Origin of the sequence: Citrobacter sp. wls615 (assembly GCF_005281355.1) — a bacterium.
Taxonomy (GTDB): Bacteria; Pseudomonadota; Gammaproteobacteria; order Enterobacterales; family Enterobacteriaceae; genus Citrobacter; species Citrobacter werkmanii.
Genome location: NZ_SZXM01000024.1, coordinates 75148 through 92865 on the forward strand (window position 1 = coordinate 75148; position 17718 = coordinate 92865).

Consider the following 17718-nt stretch of genomic DNA (forward strand, 5'->3'; position numbering starts at 1 on the left):
CACTCCTTAAAACAGGAAATAGCGTTGCGCCATCGGCAAAACGTCTGCCGGGTCGCTGGTAATCAGTTCACCGTCAATGCGTACCTCGTAGGTCTGGGCATCGACGGTGATATTAGGCTGCAGAGCGTTGTGGATCATGTCAGCCTTTTTTACCGTCCGGCAGCCTTTGACGACGGCGATAGCGCTTTGCAAATTAAGTTGCTGCGGGACGTTTTGCGCGTCGGCAGCCTGTGAAATAAAGGTTAGACGGGTGTGATGCCGCGCTGCGCCAAGCGCGCCGAACATCATGCGGTAATGCACCGGCTGCGGGGTAGGGATTGAGGCGTTGATATCACCCATCGGCGCGCAGGCGATCATCCCGCCCTTCACGATGGTCGCCGGTTTTACGCCAAAAAAGGCCGGTGACCACAGCACCAGATCGGCCAGTTTGCCAGGCCTAACGGAGCCGACTTCGTGGGCGATACCGTGGGTCAACGCCGGATTGATGGTGTACTTGGCGATGTAGCGTTTAACGCGCAGGTTGTCATTGTCGCCCGTTTCTTCCGCCAGCGAGCCACGCTGAACCTTCATGCGGTGCGCCACCTGCCAGGTGCGCAGGATCACTTCGCCCACGCGCCCCATCGCCTGTGAATCGGACGAGGTCAGGGAAAACGCGCCAATGTCATGCAGCACATCCTCGGCAGCGATCGTTTCCCGGCGAATGCGCGATTCGGCGAAGGCGACGTCTTCAGCGATATCTGGATCGAGATGGTGGCAGACCATCAACATGTCGAGATGCTCGTCGATGGTGTTGACGGTATAAGGCAGCGTCGGGTTGGTGGAGGAGGGCAAAATATTCGGATGTGCGCAGGCGGTGATGATATCCGGCGCATGGCCGCCACCTGCGCCTTCGGTATGGAAAGTATGAATGGTGCGATCGCCGATCGCTGCCAGCGTATCCTCAACAAAACCGGACTCATTGAGCGTGTCGCTGTGCAGCGCCACCTGAATGTCCATTTCGTCGGCCACGGTCAGCGCACAGTCGATAGCGGCAGGCGTGGCGCCCCAGTCTTCGTGGATCTTCAGGCCAATGGCGCCGGCAGTGATTTGCTCGCGCAGGGCGTCAGGGTTTGAACCATTGCCTTTGCCCAGCAAACCGATGTTAACCGGCAACGTGTCTGCCGCCTGCAGCATGCGGGCGATGTACCACGGGCCCGGTGTGCAGGTGGTGGCGTTAGTGCCTGCGGCCGGACCGGTACCACCACCGATCATCGTCGTCACGCCTGAAACCAGCGCTTCTTGCGCCTGCTGTGGGCAGATCCAGTGAATATGCGTATCCACGCCGCCCGCGGTGACGATCTTGCCTTCTCCGGCGATGACTTCTGTTCCTACGCCTATCGGGATCGTGACGTCGGGCTGAATATCGGGATTACCCGCTTTGCCGATGGCGAAGATCCTGCCGTCTTTGATGCCGATATCCGCTTTGACGATCCCCCAGTGATCAACGATCAGCGCGTTGGTTATCACCAGATCCACACACGCCTGGGCGCGCATTTGTCCCTGGCCCATACCGTCGCGGATCACTTTTCCGCCGCCGAATTTGACCTCTTCGCCGTAAGTGGTGAAGTCTTTTTCCACCTCGATCCACAGATCACTATCCGCCAGGCGCACTTTATCGCCGGTGGTTGGGCCAAACATGTCGGCGTACGCCTGGCGGGAAATGTTACTCATTATCTGCCTCCAGCGCGCCCATCACTTCACTGCGAAAACCCACCATCCTTTGTGCGCCAGCGACGCGCACCAGTTCGACTTCGCGCTTTTGCCCCGGTTCAAAACGTACCGCTGTACCTGCGGCAATGTTCAGACGGAAGCCCCGCGTAGCCGCCCTGTCAAAGCGCAGCGCCGGGTTCACCTCGTAAAAGTGATAGTGCGATCCCACCTGGATGGGTCTGTCGCCGTGATTTTCCACTACGATCGTGCAGGTTTCGCGCCCCTGATTGATCGCAATGTTGCCTGCTGAGATCTGATACTCACCTGGGTTCATTGCCGCTCCTTAGACGATCGGGTTGTGGACGGTGACCAGCTTCGAACCGTCCGGAAACGTGGCTTCAACCTGAATATCCGGGATCATCTCTGGTACGCCTTCCATCACCTGATCGCGGCGCAGCACGTGACGCCCGTCTTCCATCAGCGCGGCCACGGTTTGCCCGTCGCGCGCCCCTTCCATGATGAAAGCGCTAATCAGCGCCACTGATTCCGGGTAATTCAGCTTCAGCCCGCGGGCCAGGCGACGTTCCGCCACCAGCGCGGCGGTAAACAGCAACAGCTTGTCTTTTTCTCTGGGGGTCAGTTCCATAATGGGCCTCTTAGGTTTGCCAGATTCGCGGTAGCATGGGCGCTTTGTGTGTCATTAGCGGGCGCAGAAATTGCCAGATGTCACGCATAACGCGCTGAACAATCAGGTTGTCGTTCGCCAGAAATCGAATTGTCAGCAGCGAGTCGTTAAGCGTTGCCCCGGCATAATCCCCCAGTGGCGTAAGCCGCTCGCGCGTCCCCTCCAGCATCTGTTCGCTGGCCGGATAACACAGCAACGTACCGACCCAGGGATGATGTGCGATCCCATGCAGATCCCCTGCCTGCACCTGCAAACGCTCTATCAGCAGCGGTTGCCCATCCCGCCACACTTCCAGACGGTTTTGTAGCGTGCCGTGGCAGAACGTTTCCTGCATGACAGGGCGTCCGAGACACAGCAGATCCCAGGCCAGCAAATGGCTTGCGGACGTCAGATGAAATACGGATTGGACGGTGGCATTAGTGCCGGGAAAGAAGATCGTATCCTGCGGCAGCCACTCCAGCGTGGCGTGCGGGGCGAGCGTGAAATGCTGGCGTAGCAACGCCTGCGGCCCACGGCTGCGATAAAATTTTCCCGCGCCGGGCTGAGTGATTAACGCATGACTGTTTTCATCGAGTGATACGGAAATATGTAGCTCATCCCCGCCGACGATCCCGCCAGGTGGATGAAGCAAATAGAGGTGACATACCTCTTCTTCGGGATAAAACGGACGTTGAACCGTCAAAGGTCCATAGTGACGCGCCGAGGCGAGCACCGTTTTGTGTCCGGTGAGGGTAAAGTGCAGATCCAGTTCGGCCTGCCAGCCTCGTGTGAGTGTCTCGTGCGCCAGCGTGTCCAGAGCGTTTCCCTTATCAGCAAGAGGGTGTTTGCATACAAAAAAGTATGCCTCAGCGCATCGGGAAATCGATCATATGAGAAGCTTATGGATAAAGGGGCGACAAGAGGTCGCCCCAATGGGGTTTTACAGTAAAACGAGGGGCATCCAGACCAGACCGGTGATCACCAGCAGCACGAGGAAAATCAGGCCAAAAATAGCGCCCAGCCGCCAGTAATCGACCGTTGGCAAATAGCCGCTGCCGTAGTAGATAGGGCTTGGGCCGGTGGCGTAGGGAGTCAGAATACTGCCCAGGCCAATAGCGGCACCGACCATCAGGCAGAAGACCGGTAACGGGATTTCCGGCATCGCCAGCGCGGCGGCGATCATCATCGGTGCGAGGGCGGAGGTATACGCCGTGGCGCTGGCAAAGAAGTAGCGCAGCAGATAGAAGACCACGATGAGCGCCACCATCACCATGATCGGTGAATAGCCGCTCAGCCCGTTTGCCAGCAGCTTGCCGAACCAGGTAATAAAACCGGTGTTATTCAGCCCGGTCGCCAGGGTTATTAACGAGGCCAGCCAGAAAAAGACGTTCCATGCGGCTTTATTGCTGACGATGTCATCCCAACTGATGATGCGCAGCACCAACATCAATGCCACCACGCTGTAACCGACCATCGCGGCGTCAATATAATCGCCACCGAAGATCCACAACACCAGCGCGCCGACCATCAGCCCGAGCATCTTTTTCTCACGTGCGCAGAGCGGTCCCATCGCTTTTAACTCTGTATCCGCCCAGCGCGGTACCTGATCTCCGGATTTCAGTACCGGCGGGTACAGCACATATGCCAGCCAGGGCACGATCAACACCAGTAAAATGCTCAGCGGCAGCATACCCAAGAACCAGTCGCCCCAACTGAGCGACGTATGAGATGCGCCTTTCATCAGGCCGATCAGCAGCAGGTTCGGCGCCATCGCCGTTAAGAAAATCGCGCTGGTGACGCAGTCGGCGACAATGCCCATCCACATGATGTAGGAGCCAATAGAACGTGAACTGGCGTCATTGGGCTGGGAGTTATACAGCGGCGGCAGGTTGCGGATAATCGGGTAGATTATTCCGGCTCCGCGCGCGGAGTTGGAAGGCGTAACGGGGGCGAGGATCAGCTCAGAGAACATCACCGCGTAGCCGAGGAATAACGTCCGGTGCCCCATCTTTTTTACTAACATTAGCGCGATACGCCGACCGAGGCCGGTTTTCTCATAGCCGGTACCAAACATAAAGGCCGCGAAAATCAGCCAGATAACCGAGTTAGAAAAGCCAGACACGGCCCACGACAGCGATTTGGCGGTAAATTTAAAACCGTCCTGCGCGAGTTGCTCCGGGCTGAACAGGATCCACGGTGAAAGCACGGCGATGATCGAAATACCAATCATCGCCACTACCGCGCCGGGTACAGGTTCCAGAATGAGCCCCACAATCACACCGGTAAAGACGGCAAAATAGAGCCAGGTGTGGCTCTCAAGACCGGTGGGAACGGGTAAAACAGCAATAATGGCGATGACCACCAGCGGAGCCAGGTATCGCCACCAACCAGCTAAAGGTGCCATTGTGATATCCCTGCGAAAGGGGAGAGGCGCTGCGCCTCTCCGGAAGGATTATTTGATGTAATGCACGTGCTCGCAGATCTCTTCCACGATGGGATCGCGGCGTTCAGCGAACAGCTTTTTGTTTTCGGCGATCAGGTTGTTGCCGTGGGTGTCGATAGACACAATCAACGGGCCGAACTCTTTGACCCGACACACCCACAGGGATTCCGGCATGCCCAGCTCCGTCCAGTGCACTTCTTCAATCTCTTCAACCTGAGTAGCCGCCAGTACGGCGCAACCTGCCGGGAAGATCACGTGCAGTGCTTTGAACTGCTTGCAGCCTTCTTCTGTCAACGGTCCCATACCACCTTTACCGACCACCAGTTTGACGCCGGTCTGCTCGATGAACTCTTTCTCAAAGGCTTCCATACGCATACTGGTGGTTGGACCGACGGAGACCATCTCCCATTTTTCACCGTTCTTACGCACGATTGGGCCGGCGTGGAAAATAGCCTTGCCCTTCAGGTCATAAGGAATTGGGCGCTTTAGTTCGATCAGGCGACGGTGGCACACGTCGCGGCAGGTCACCAGCGTACCGCTCAGGTAAATGACATCGCCAACGCGAATATCTTCCAGATCTTCGGCTTTAATCGGGGTTGTGAGGATCTTTTTCATAACGCGCTCCGGGTGTGAGACAGATTTTCGAAGGAGAGATCAGCATGAACCAGCAGCGTGCCGCGACGGTGCGCCCAGCAGCCGGTGGAAACAGCAACGCCGATAGTCGACGGATGGCGCGCGGCGGATTCGATATGCACGCCCATCACGGAGCTATTGCCGGTCAACCCTTGCGGACCAATACCCAGGCGGTTAAGTCCTTCTTCAAGACGCAGTTCCAGTTCGGCCGCTTTGGGGTTGGGATGACGTGAGCCGATAGGACGCAGCACCGCTTTACGGGAGAGTACTGCGGCAGTTTCTACTGAGGTGGCAATGCCTACGCCCACCAGCACCGGCGGGCAGGCGTTAACGGCCAATGTGGAGATATTTTCGAAGACAAATTTCACTACGCCTTCGTAGCCTTCTGAAGGCATTAACACTTTCGAGCGTCCTGGCAGGGTACAGCCGCCGCCAGCCATGTAGACTTCGATTTCCGCGTCATCATTATCAGGAATGATGTCCCAGGTGACCCACGGCACACCGGTGCCGGTATTTTTGCCGGTATTCACTTCGTCAAAAATTTCTACCGCGTTATGGCGCAGTGGCGCTTTGACCGTGGCGTCTTCAACGGCCTGTTTCAGGATGCTTTGCAGTTCACCCAACAGCGGAAAACGGGAACCGACCTTTACAAAGAACATAATCTCGCCGGTGTCCTGACAGGCCGGACGGTTCAGATCGATTGCCTTCTGCATGTTGTCAAACATGGTGTGGTAGATGATTTTACCCATCGGCGAGTCTTCGCCTTCACGCAGCTGTTTTAATTTATCCACTACGTCGTCGGGCATACGGGTAGAAATCATGGCGGTAAAATTCGCGACAATGTTTGTCAGCGTATTTATCGCATTTTGGTTATTTTGATTGCTCATCTTGTAAACTCCAGTTCTTTTATTTTCTGGAAATAAATTCTCCGCCACAAACTACCACTAAAAATAGGGATTTATATTATTTGCCACTGTGAATATCCAATTAACAGTTCGTGAATGATGTCCAAATAAGGCAATAAAAATTGCGCAAAGGCAGGGTTTAATACGCGTGAGAGAATTACACTGCGGTTAACAACATTACGGATATACCGACCATGCTGAACACGTATCCCCTGGCGAAAGACCTGCAGGTGCTGGTTGAAATTGTTCATAGCGGCAGCTTTAGCGCCGCTGCCGCCACGCTGGGACAGACGCCAGCGTTTGTGACAAAACGTATTCAAATCCTCGAATCCACGCTGGGGACGACGTTGCTTAACCGCTCTGCGCGCGGCGTGGCGTTAACTGAGAGTGGTCAACGTTGCTATGAACATGCACAGACGATCCTCGCGGGCTACCAGCATCTGGTTGATGACGTCACGCAAATCAAAACGCGCCCGGCGGGGATGATTCGTATCGGCTGTAGCTTTGGTTTTGGGCGCAGCTATATTGCGCCGGCCATTACCGAACTGATGCATAGCTACCCTGAATTACAGGTGCATTTTGAGCTTTACGATCGGCAAATTGATTTGGCGCAGGATAATATCGATTTGGATATTCGTATTAATGATGAAATTCCTGATTATTATATTGCGCATTTGTTAACGAAAAACAAAAGAATATTGTGTGCGGCCCCGACCTATTTACAAAAATATGGCGAGCCGATGACGCTACAGGAATTAAGTCGGCATGATTGCCTGGTCACCAAAGAACGCGATATGACCCACGGAGTGTGGGAGCTGGATAACGGCCAGGAGAAAAAATCGGTCAAGGTAGCTGGGCACCTTTCATCGAACAGCGGTGAGATTGTGTTGCAGTGGGCGCTGCAGGGAAAAGGGATCATGTTGCGTTCCGAATGGGACGTACAACCGTTTTTGGCAAGCGGTGGACTGGTGCGTGTACTTCCGGACTATGCACAAAGCGCCAATATCTGGGCGGTTTATCAGGAGCCGCTGTATCGCAGCGTGAAGCTTCGCGTCTGTGTGGAGTTTCTGGCGACGTGGTGTCAGCACCGATTGGGTAAGCCAATTGAAGGGTATCACGTCCCTCAGGCCGGATAAGACGCTTAAGCGCCGCCATCCGGCAGTATCGTCACTCAGGATCTTTTTCGCGTTTTTTCTTCAGTTTGGTCCAGATTTTCGGCTCCTGACGGCGCCACAGACGCTGAATGTTGTCATGGTGACGTAGCAGAATTAAGCACGACAACATGGAAACCGGGAAGGTGAACTGGGGATTGAACCACCAGACATAAAAGGGAGCAATCAGCGCGCTGACGATAGCGCCCAATGACGAATAGCCGCTGAGTAAGACAGTCAGCAGCCAGGTTCCCGCCATTACGCCCGTTAAGTCCCAACCAATTGGCGCAATTGCGCCAAAGGCGGTGGCAACGCCTTTCCCACCTTTAAAGCCGAAGAATACCGGCCAGATGTGTCCCAGACAGGCGGCGATCGCTATCAATCCCAGCCAGAAGGGGCTGACGCCTAGCGCATAGGCACCCCAGACGGGCAACATGCCTTTCAGTACGTCGAAAATCAGTACGGCGACGGCGGCTCCCTTGCCACCTATGCGTAGCACGTTTGTCGCGCCCGGATTCCCAGAGCCGCTGTCACGCGGGTCCGGCAATCCAGCGAGGCGGCATACCAGAATGGCACTGGAAATAGAGCCGCAGAGGTACGCGAAGATAATCATTCCAGGCGCGATTGCACTCATAAGCTGTTCCGTTTTGAAAATGTCGTGTAAAACGCTACTTCTGTGGATAATACGCATATTTCGCCGGAAGTGGTATCCGGGTTAGCCAAAAAGCAGGCGGGTCGTGATGGATATTGTATTTATAGAGCAACTTTCAGTAATCACCACCATCGGTGTTTACGACTGGGAACAGACAATCGAGCAAAAGTTGGTGTTCGATATCGAAATGGCATGGGATAACCGTAAATCGGCTAAAAGCGATGATGTCGCTGATTGCCTGAGCTATGCTGATATTGCTCAAACGGTTGTTAATCATGTGGAAGGCGGGCGTTTTGCTCTGGTAGAGCGCGTAGCGGAAGAAGTGGCTGACCTCCTGCTTAGTCGCTTTAATTCCCCATGGGTGCGTATCAAACTCAGTAAACCTGGCGCGGTGGCGCGTGCGGCAAACGTCGGGGTTATCATTGAGCGTGGCAGTAATCTGAAAGAAAATAATTAATTTAATAATTTCTAAAACAAACGGGTATAAAAGGGTCCTTTCGTCGGCTCTTTTTTGCCGTGGTTTCTCTATCTAGGGGTTTATTAATGAGTGATATGCACTCGCTGCTGGTGGCGGCAATTTTGGGTGTGGTCGAAGGATTGACGGAATTTTTACCCGTTTCCAGTACCGGCCATATGATTATTGTTGGCCACCTGCTGGGTTTTGAGGGCGATACCGCAAAAACATTTGAAGTGGTTATCCAACTGGGTTCTATTCTGGCCGTCGTAGTGATGTTCTGGCGACGTCTGTTTGGCCTGATTGGCATTCACTTTGGCAAGGTCCAACACGAAGGGACTGGCAAAGGTCGGTTGACGCTGGGACATATCCTGCTCGGGATGATTCCGGCCGTTGTCCTCGGTCTGGTTTTCCACGATACAATCAAATCACTGTTTAACCCGATCAACGTGATGTATGCGCTGGTGGTAGGGGGCGTGCTGCTGATAGCCGCAGAATGCCTGAAGCCGAAAGAGCCGCGCGCGCCGGGGCTGGATGATATGACTTATCGTCAGGCGTTTATGATTGGCTGTTTCCAGTGTCTGGCGCTGTGGCCGGGTTTTTCCCGCTCTGGGGCGACGATTTCTGGCGGTATGCTGATGGGGGTCAGCCGTTACGCGGCATCTGAGTTTTCTTTCCTGCTTGCGGTACCGATGATGATGGGCGCGACGGCCCTGGATCTCTACAAAAGCTGGTCGTTCCTCAGCGCGTCAGATATTCCGATGTTTGCAGTCGGTTTCGTGACGGCGTTTATCGTGGCGCTGGTAGCGATCAAAACCTTCCTGCAACTGATTAAACGCATCTCGTTTATTCCGTTTGCGATTTACCGCTTTATTGTGGCGGCCGCCGTTTACGTCGTGTTCTTCTGATGACTTACCGTGGTGCCGGATGGCGGCGTTCCGCCTTATCCGGCCTACGGGTTATATCCGTTTAGGTGGTGGGTTTCGGACAACGCTGCTCTTTCCAACTGGCCACCGCCGCAATTCGCCGTTTCGTCAGCTCCTCCCGAATTTCCTGACCTTTAAATCCGGCCTCAACGACGTCTTTCGTTGGCACCGCCTGCGCAACCAGCCAGGCTTCACGCAGTAGTCTCCCTTGTGGATAATCCGCCGCTTCAAAGCCGGTACGCCCACGCACGTCGGCCTCGCTGGTCAGGGCGATTTGCTCTACACGCTGCGGTTTACGCCAGGCATCGATGGAATCAAACAGTTTCACGATGGTTTTTGGCTGCAGGATGGGGAAGGTATGAATGAGATCGTGGAACTCGGCCACCAGTTTGGCTAAATCACGGATGTCATTTGGCACGCGCAGGCGCTGACACAGTTGCTCGACCAGCTTGACGCCCGCCGGACCGTGACCGTGATGGCGTGGCCACAGCGCTTTAGGCGTTAATGCTTTGCCAAGATCGTGGCACAGCGTGGCAAAGCGCACGTCAACCTCGGGGCTTAACATGGCCGCCATCGACAGCGTCATCAGGGTGTGAATACCAGTATCGATTTCCGGGTGCCACTGCGCGGGCGCGGGAACGCCAAACAGGGCATCAACTTCCGGGAACAGGACGCGCAATGCGCCGCAGTCGCGCAGAACCTGAAAGAATACCTGGGGATTACGGGTGGTTAAGGCGTTTTCCGTTTCTTTCCACACCCGCTCTGACGTCAGATGCTCCAGTTCACCGGCAGCGGTCATGTTGCGCATCAATGTCATGGTTTCGTCAGCGATACGAAAACCGAGGTGTGCATAGCGGGCGGCAAAGCGCGCCACGCGCAGCACGCGTAGCGGATCTTCGCTAAAGGCGGGAGAAACATGGCGCAGCAGGCGGTTTTCCAGATCGCTGCGTCCGTTATAGGGGTCGATAATCTCCCCGTCGTCATCGCGGGCCATCGCGTTGATAGTCAGGTCGCGACGCTGAAGATCGTCCTCCAGCGTGACATCCGCTGCGGCGTAGCAGGTGAACCCGGTATAACCCGAACCAGATTTACGTTCGGTACGCGCCAGCGCATACTCTTCCCGGGTTTGCGGATGGAGAAACACGGGAAAATCGCGGCCTACCTGCTGGTAGCCCGCGTCAAGCATCTCTTGCGGCGTGGCGCCGACAACAACCCAATCTTTATCTTTAACCGGTAGCCCTATTAGCGCGTCCCGAACAGCACCACCGACCAGATAAATCTTCACGCCACTTTCCTTCTGAAAAAAATCATCCCTTAATCATATGTCAGTGTGGCGGAGAAGGCGATTCAGTTCATCCAGCGATCTTTGCGTTTACGGCTTGGGATCATGTGTGGCAGAACCAGGCCGAGCAGCAGACCAAGACCCAGCACACCGCCGCCATACATAAACCACTGCATAATGATGGTGCGCTGTTTGTCATCAAGCTGCAGGTTGGCTGCGCTGACCTTCTTTTGCGCCACGATAAGTTCGTTTTTCAGCTTCTGGTTTTCTTGTTTCAGCCCGTCGATCACACTGTCGCTTTGCGCCACTTTTTGCTGCATATCGGCGGTGCGCTGATTCCACGTGGTATCGATATTATTGAGCTTATCTGTCAGCGTCTTAACCTGGTTTTCCAGATCGGGAACGCGGGTGCGCAGGCTCGGCGTACTGTTCAGCTCTTTCAGCGGGATCCAGGCGGTACGTCCGGTGCTGTCTTTCACCTGGGCGTAGTTGGTGTTGGCGTCAGTCTGTAAAAGCGTGACTTCCTCGCCGGCGTTAACCGTACCCACGAGGCGATAATTATCTCCCGGACCGCTGCGGACCCAGGTGTTCAGTTCGTCAGAGACATAGCGCTTTTCTTCGGCATGTGAGACTGCAGTGGCGCTAAGTGCGAGTAAAGTTAATCCAATCAGGCGTAATTTTGGCATCAGGCTGTCGTTATTGTCATAGAAAGTGGAACGATAGTAGTGGCATCAGTGTCTCTACGCAAAGCATTCGACATCAATCGGAATCATCTGTGTTCTTTTTGCCACCACCCGAAACTTTTACGCCCGTCAAATTGCTCGTTGCATGGCAATTTGGCGCAAAATACTATCTACTTGACCATTAAGAACGAACTTAGTTCGCAGTCAGTTTTCTCAACTGTGACATAACCCATAAGTACAAGACCATGGCCCAGGAAATCGAATTAAAATTTATCGTCAATAGTGATGCTGTAGATGCGCTACGTGAGCGTCTGAATACGCTGGGAGGAGAGCATCACGCGCCCAGCCAGTTGCTGAATATCTACTACGAAACGCCGGATGCCTGGTTGCGTGGTCACGATATGGGACTGCGTATTCGCGGTGAAAACGGTCATTATGAAATGACCATGAAAATTGCCGGACGGGTAACGGGCGGTCTGCATCAGCGACCAGAATATAACGTTGCGCTGAGCACGCCTGAGCTGGATCTCGCCCTGTTTCCCGCTGAAGTCTGGCCGGATGGCAAGCTACCCATGGAACTCGCTTCTCAGGTGCAGCCGCTGTTTAGCACCGATTTTTACCGTGAGAAATGGTGCCTTGATGTCGACGGTAGCCGGATTGAGATAGCCCTCGACCTTGGGGAAGTGAAAGCGGGCGAGTTTGCTGAACCTATCTGTGAGCTTGAACTGGAACTGCTAAGCGGCGATACCCGTGCGGTACTGAAGCTGGCAAACCAGCTGGTTTCACAAACTGGTTTACGGCAGGGTAGCCTGAGCAAAGCGGCGCGCGGCTATCATTTAGCGCAGGGGAATGCGCCGCGTGAACTCAAACCGACGCGCATTTTACGGGTTCCCGCGAAGGCGAGCATCGAGCAAGGCCTGGAAGCGGCGCTGGAGCTGGCATTATCACAGTGGCAGTACCATGAAGAGCTGTGGGTACGTGGCGTCAAGGGGGCAAAAGCCGAGGTACTGGGGGCAATGGGCCTGGTGCGCCACATTCTGATGCTTTTTGGCGGTATTGTGCCACGAAAAGCGAGTGCTCACTTACGCGATTTGCTGACCCAGTCGGAAGCGATTATGGCGTCGGACGTTTCTGCCGTTTCGGCGGTTTACAGCACACAAACGGCGATGGCAAAACTGGCGCTGACCGAATGGTTGGTAACCAAAGGGTGGCAGCCGTTCCTTGATGCGAAGGCGCAGGGTAAAATTGCCGACTCCTTTAAGCGTTTCTCAGATATTCATCTCTCGCGCCATGCCGCTGAACTGAAAACCGCGTTTGCTCAGCCGCTGGGCGATCAGTATGCCGATCAGCTTCCACGCCTGACGCGCAACATTGATAGCATGCTGATGCTGGCGGGATATTATGACGAAAATGTCGCCTCGGAATGGATCGCCAACTGGCAGGGCCTGCGTCACGCCATTGCGGCCAACCAATATGTTGAAATTGAACACTTCCGCAATGAGGCAATCGCGCTGGAACCGTTCTGGCTGCACAGCGGAAAACGATAATCAGGACTGAGGCCGCCATCTGGCGCTATTCAAAGGATAACTCATAAATGAAGCAGCTCTCTTCACCGTTACAGCAGTACTGGCCGACCGTTGTTGAGCGGCTGCCAACAACAATATCTGAGTCCTCGCTTAGCGTGCAGGCGAAGTCAGTGCTTACATTCAGTGATTTTGTCCGCGACAGCCTTATTGCCCATCCTGAATGGCTGCTGGAGCTGGAAAGCGCAGCGCCTCAGGTGGACGAATGGCAACATTATGCCGCCTGGTTACAGCAGGCTTTGACCGAGGTCAGCGACGAAAACGCGCTGATGCGTGAGCTACGCCTGTTTCGCCGTCGTATTATGGTGCGTATCGCGTGGGTGCAGACGCTGTCGCTGGTGACGGAAGAGAGTATCTTGCAGCAGCTAAGCCATCTGGCTGAAACGCTGATCGTTGCCGCGCGTGACTGGTTATACGCCGCTTGTTGTCGCGAATGGGGAACGCCTTGTAATCCAGACGGTGTTGCGCAACCGCTGCTGATTTTAGGCATGGGGAAACTGGGCGGCGGCGAGCTGAATTTTTCCTCCGATATCGACCTGATTTTTGCCTGGCCGGAGCACGGCAGTACGCAGGGCGGGCGACGCGAGCTGGATAACGCGCAGTTCTTTACCCGTATGGGCCAGCGGCTCATCAAGGTCCTGGATCAGCCCACAATGGATGGCTTTGTTTATCGGGTGGACATGCGCCTACGCCCATTTGGCGACAGTGGTCCGCTGGTGCTGAGCTTCTCCGCGCTGGAGGATTATTACCAGGAACAAGGCCGCGACTGGGAACGTTATGCAATGGTCAAAGCCCGCATTATGGGCGATGCCGATGGCACTTACGTCAATGAACTCCGCGCCATGCTGCGACCGTTTGTCTTCCGTCGTTATATCGATTTCAGCGTGATCCAGTCTCTGCGTAACATGAAAGGGATGATTGCCCGTGAAGTGCGCCGTCGCGGACTGAAGGACAACATTAAGCTGGGGGCGGGCGGTATTCGTGAAATCGAATTTATCGTGCAGGTATTCCAGCTTATTCGCGGCGGACGCGAGCCGTCGCTACAATCCCGCTCGCTGTTACCGACGCTGAGCGCCATCAATGCATTAAACCTGTTGCCAGATACTGATGCGGAGCAATTGCGCGCAGCCTATCTCTATTTACGCCGTCTGGAAAACCTGCTGCAAAGCATCAATGATGAACAGACCCAGACGCTGCCGGGTGATGAACTGAATCGTGCGCGGCTGGCGTGGGGAATGAACGTTGATGACTGGCAGCAGTTGACAGATGTGCTGGCTGGCCATATGCACAATGTGCGTCGGGTATTTAACGAGTTGATTGGCGATGACGAAGCCGAAACACAGGAGGAGTCACTGTCAGAACAGTGGCGCGAATTGTGGCAGGACGCCTTACAGGAAGATGACAGCACGCCGGTGCTGACGCATCTGGCGGATGACGATCGGCGACGCGTCCTGTCGCTGATCGCGGATTTCCGTAAAGAGCTGGATAAACGCACCATTGGCCCGCGCGGACGCCAGGTGCTGGATCATCTAATGCCGCATCTGCTGAGCGATGTCTGTTCGCGTGACGACGCCTCGGTACCGCTGTCGCGCATTACGCCGCTGCTGGTGGGCATTGTCACCCGTACAACCTATCTGGAGCTGCTGAGCGAATTTCCCGGCGCGCTCAAACACCTGATTTCACTGTGTGCCGCCTCGCCGATGGTCGCCAGCCAACTGGCGCGGTATCCGCTGTTGCTCGACGAGCTGTTGGATCCGAACACGCTGTATCAACCCACGGCGACAGATGCCTACCGTGATGAGCTGCGTCAGTATTTACTGCGCGTGCCGGAAGATGACGAAGAGCAACAGTTGGAAGCGCTGCGTCAGTTTAAGCAAACCCAGCTGTTACGTATTGCCGCGGCTGATATCGCCGGTACGTTGCCGGTGATGAAGGTGAGCGATCACTTAACCTGGCTGGCGGAAGCCATTATCGATGCGGTAGTCCAGCAGGCGTGGACGCAGATGGTCGCTCGCTACGGGCAACCCACCCATATTGGCGATCGCGAGGGACGCGGTTTTGCCGTGGTCGGCTATGGCAAGCTGGGCGGCTGGGAGCTGGGTTATAGCTCGGATCTCGATCTGATCTTCCTGCACGATTGTCCGATGGATGTCATGACGGATGGCGAACGTGAGATTGACGGGCGACAGTTCTATCTGCGTCTTGCGCAGCGCATTATGCACCTTTTCAGCACCCGTACCTCCTCCGGTATTTTGTACGAAGTGGATGCGCGACTGCGTCCGTCCGGTGCGGCGGGGATGCTGGTAACATCAGCGGACGCTTTCGCCGATTACCAGCGCAATGAAGCCTGGACATGGGAGCATCAGGCGCTGGTGCGTGCGCGCGTAGTGTACGGTGACCCGCAGTTGACCTCTCAGTTTGACGCGGTGCGTCGCGCTATCATGACCCTCGTCCGTGACGGAAAAACCTTGCAAACCGAGGTGCGCGAAATGCGTGAGAAAATGCGTGCCCATTTGGGCAATAAGCATCGCGATCGTTTTGATATCAAAGCGGACGAAGGCGGCATCACCGATATTGAGTTCATTACGCAATACCTGGTGCTGCGCTATGCCCATGAAAAACCGAAGCTGACGCGTTGGTCGGATAACGTGCGCATTCTGGAATTACTGGCGCAAAACGACATTATGGATGAGCAGGAGGCGCTGGCGCTTACCCGTGCTTATACGACGCTGCGTGATGAACTTCACCATCTTGCCTTGCAGGAGCTTCCGGGCCATGTGGCGCCAGAGTGCTTTGAGGCTGAACGCACGCTGGTGCGCGACAGCTGGCAGAAGTGGCTGGTTGCCGAGTGAAGTGTGCTATTATCGCGCGCAAATTTTAAGACCCTCAGAGAATCTCTCAGGAGACAGGAATGAAAGTAACGCTGCCAGAGTTTGAACGTGCAGGAGTAATGGTTGTCGGTGATGTGATGCTGGATCGCTACTGGTACGGTCCTACCAGCCGTATTTCGCCTGAAGCGCCGGTTCCGGTGGTGAAAGTGGATACCATCGAAGAACGTCCCGGTGGCGCAGCAAACGTGGCGATGAACATTGCCTCCCTGGGAGCGAATTCGCGTCTGGTGGGCCTGACTGGTATTGATGACGCGGCGCGTGCGCTGAGCAAAACGCTGGCGGATGTGAACGTAAAATGTGATTTCGTCTCCGTACCGACCCATCCGACGATTACCAAACTGCGCGTGCTTTCCCGTAACCAGCAGCTGATTCGTCTGGATTTCGAAGAAGGTTTTGAAGGTGTGGATCCGCAGCCGTTGCACGAGCGTATTAATCAGGCGCTGGGTTCTATCGGCGCGCTGGTGCTCTCTGATTACGCCAAAGGCGCGCTGGCAAGCGTCCAGCAGATGATTGCGCTGGCGCGTAAGGCCGGAGTTCCGGTGCTTATCGATCCGAAAGGAACCGATTTTGAACGCTACCGTGGCGCCACGCTGCTGACGCCGAATCTGTCTGAGTTTGAAGCGGTTGTTGGTAAGTGCAAAAGCGAAGATGAGCTGGTGGAACGCGGCATGAAATTGATTGCTGATTTTGACCTTTCCTCTTTGCTGATCACGCGTTCCGAGCAGGGGATGACGCTGCTGCAACCGGGTAAAGCACCGCTGCATATGCCGACCCAGGCGCAGGAAGTGTATGACGTGACCGGCGCGGGCGATACGGTTATTGGCGTGCTTGCGGCGACGCTTGCGGCGGGTAACTCTCTGGAAGAAGCGTGCTACTTTGCTAACGCCGCAGCCGGTGTTGTCGTAGGTAAACTGGGGACTTCCACCGTTTCTCCCATTGAACTGGAAAACGCCGTGCGAGGTCGGGCAGATACTGGCTTTGGCGTGATGAGCGAATCTGAGCTGAAACAGGCCGTTGCCAGCGCCCGCAAACGCGGTGAGAAAGTCGTGATGACCAACGGGGTGTTCGACATCCTGCATGCGGGTCACGTCTCCTATCTGGCAAACGCGCGCAAGCTGGGCGATCGCCTGATCGTAGCGGTAAACAGCGATGCTTCGACCAAACGTTTGAAAGGCGAAACGCGTCCGGTCAACCCGCTGGAACAGCGGATGATCGTACTGGGTGCGCTGGAGGCCGTCGATTGGGTGGTCTCTTTTGAAGAAGATACACCGCAACGTCTGATTGCGGGCATCCTGCCGGATCTGCTGGTAAAAGGCGGCGATTATAAGCCGGAAGATATTGCGGGTAGCAAAGAGGTGTGGGCGAACGGCGGTGAAGTGCTGGTGCTGAACTTCGAAGACGGCTGCTCAACGACCAATATCATCAAAAAGATCCAAAAAGACAGCGATAAATAATCGCCGGGAAGTTTGCCGGATGGCGGATAAAACGCGTAAGCGCTGCCATCCGGCATTTCTGTTTCTTATTCTTCAGTCGTTTTCTCAACAGGCTGTGGGCTGTTTTTCAGCGGTTCAGCTTTATGATGACGCTCTGTCTCAAAGGCGGCGATTGTCGCGTTTTGCTACAGCATCTTTTCACTCTCAGCACGAGGCGTAGGTTTCATAGGAAAGTGTGAGCCTGGGCTATAAATTTGCGCACATTATGTACAAAACCATTTCGCGTATAGGGAAATACTGAAACTAGAAAAAGCATATGGCCTTAGCAG

Annotated in this window: 16 protein-coding genes; 6 read left to right on the top strand and 10 right to left on the bottom strand. The window is 55.1% G+C overall.

Annotated elements, in window-relative coordinates; translation table 11 throughout:
• Nucleotides 1-6: 6 nt before the first annotated feature.
• The 7 genes from ureC to ttdA all read right to left on the bottom strand — a co-directional run bounded on the left by ureC (nucleotide 7) and on the right by ttdA (nucleotide 6316).
• Nucleotides 7-1710 (bottom strand): urease subunit alpha, encoded by a 1704-nt coding sequence (gene ureC, locus FDX04_RS07560; RefSeq protein ID WP_137370702.1) that lies wholly within the window; start codon nucleotides 1708-1710, stop codon nucleotides 7-9.
• Entirely contained in the window at nucleotides 1703-2023 is a 321-nt protein-coding gene (locus tag FDX04_RS07565) for an urease subunit beta (RefSeq protein WP_137360690.1), read from the bottom strand. Before FDX04_RS07565 ends, ureC begins: the two co-directional genes overlap by 8 nt.
• 9 nt (nucleotides 2024-2032) lie before the next feature.
• Nucleotides 2033-2335 (bottom strand): urease subunit gamma, encoded by a 303-nt coding sequence (locus FDX04_RS07570; RefSeq protein WP_003024678.1) that lies wholly within the window; start codon nucleotides 2333-2335, stop codon nucleotides 2033-2035.
• Between the two features lie 10 nt (nucleotides 2336-2345).
• The gene (locus FDX04_RS07575; RefSeq protein WP_212734320.1) at nucleotides 2346-3170 is read right to left on the bottom strand and encodes an urease accessory protein UreD; all 825 of its coding nucleotides are present in this window, start codon (nucleotides 3168-3170) and stop codon (nucleotides 2346-2348) included.
• 123 nt (nucleotides 3171-3293) lie between these two features.
• Complete coding sequence (locus FDX04_RS07580; protein WP_137370703.1) at nucleotides 3294-4757, bottom strand: anion permease; 1464 nt, start codon at nucleotides 4755-4757, stop codon at nucleotides 3294-3296.
• Between the two features lie 48 nt (nucleotides 4758-4805).
• Nucleotides 4806-5411: a L(+)-tartrate dehydratase subunit beta gene (gene ttdB, locus FDX04_RS07585; protein WP_137370704.1), complete on the bottom strand. Its 606-nt coding sequence runs from the start codon at nucleotides 5409-5411 to the stop codon at nucleotides 4806-4808.
• Nucleotides 5408-6316, bottom strand: a complete 909-nt coding sequence (gene ttdA, locus FDX04_RS07590; RefSeq protein WP_038633966.1) for a L(+)-tartrate dehydratase subunit alpha — start codon at nucleotides 6314-6316, stop codon at nucleotides 5408-5410. Before ttdA ends, ttdB begins: the two co-directional genes overlap by 4 nt.
• Before the next feature lie 212 nt (nucleotides 6317-6528).
• Here ttdA and FDX04_RS07595 point away from each other — a divergent pair, with 212 nt between their 5' ends.
• Entirely contained in the window at nucleotides 6529-7470 is a 942-nt protein-coding gene (locus FDX04_RS07595; RefSeq protein WP_137370705.1) for a LysR family transcriptional regulator, read from the top strand.
• Between the two features lie 31 nt (nucleotides 7471-7501).
• On the opposite strand, the gene plsY is transcribed toward FDX04_RS07595, so the two are convergent.
• Entirely contained in the window at nucleotides 7502-8119 is a 618-nt protein-coding gene (plsY, locus tag FDX04_RS07600; protein WP_003024662.1) for a glycerol-3-phosphate 1-O-acyltransferase PlsY, read from the bottom strand.
• Between the two features lie 106 nt (nucleotides 8120-8225).
• Between plsY and folB the strand changes: the two genes are divergently transcribed.
• Complete coding sequence (gene folB, locus FDX04_RS07605; RefSeq protein WP_042311051.1) at nucleotides 8226-8594, top strand: bifunctional dihydroneopterin aldolase/7,8-dihydroneopterin epimerase; 369 nt, start codon at nucleotides 8226-8228, stop codon at nucleotides 8592-8594.
• A gap of 86 nt (nucleotides 8595-8680) precedes the next feature.
• On the top strand, nucleotides 8681-9499 hold the full coding sequence (bacA, locus tag FDX04_RS07610) for an undecaprenyl-diphosphate phosphatase (RefSeq protein ID WP_042311049.1): 819 nt from the start codon (nucleotides 8681-8683) through the stop codon (nucleotides 9497-9499).
• Between the two features lie 61 nt (nucleotides 9500-9560).
• Here bacA and FDX04_RS07615 read toward each other — a convergent pair whose 3' ends face one another.
• On the bottom strand, nucleotides 9561-10802 hold the full coding sequence (locus FDX04_RS07615; RefSeq protein ID WP_079225982.1) for a multifunctional CCA addition/repair protein: 1242 nt from the start codon (nucleotides 10800-10802) through the stop codon (nucleotides 9561-9563).
• Between the two features lie 62 nt (nucleotides 10803-10864).
• Nucleotides 10865-11485: a TIGR04211 family SH3 domain-containing protein gene (locus FDX04_RS07620; RefSeq protein WP_048232822.1), complete on the bottom strand. Its 621-nt coding sequence runs from the start codon at nucleotides 11483-11485 to the stop codon at nucleotides 10865-10867.
• A 242-nt stretch (nucleotides 11486-11727) separates the two neighbouring features.
• On the opposite strand from FDX04_RS07620, the gene FDX04_RS07625 reads away from it, so the two are divergent.
• The 3 genes from FDX04_RS07625 to hldE are packed head-to-tail and all read left to right on the top strand — an operon-like array spanning nucleotide 11728 to nucleotide 17410.
• A complete protein-coding gene (locus FDX04_RS07625) occupies nucleotides 11728-13029 on the top strand; it encodes an inorganic triphosphatase (RefSeq protein ID WP_137360693.1) in 1302 nt (433 codons plus the stop codon).
• Between the two features lie 47 nt (nucleotides 13030-13076).
• On the top strand, nucleotides 13077-15917 hold the full coding sequence (gene glnE, locus FDX04_RS07630) for a bifunctional [glutamate--ammonia ligase]-adenylyl-L-tyrosine phosphorylase/[glutamate--ammonia-ligase] adenylyltransferase (protein WP_137370706.1): 2841 nt from the start codon (nucleotides 13077-13079) through the stop codon (nucleotides 15915-15917).
• Between the two features lie 59 nt (nucleotides 15918-15976).
• Nucleotides 15977-17410 carry a bifunctional D-glycero-beta-D-manno-heptose-7-phosphate kinase/D-glycero-beta-D-manno-heptose 1-phosphate adenylyltransferase HldE gene (gene hldE, locus FDX04_RS07635; RefSeq protein WP_038633941.1) on the top strand — a complete coding sequence of 478 codons (1434 nt, stop codon included), beginning with the start codon at nucleotides 15977-15979 and terminating at the stop codon, nucleotides 17408-17410.
• Nucleotides 17411-17718: the final 308 nt, after the last annotated feature.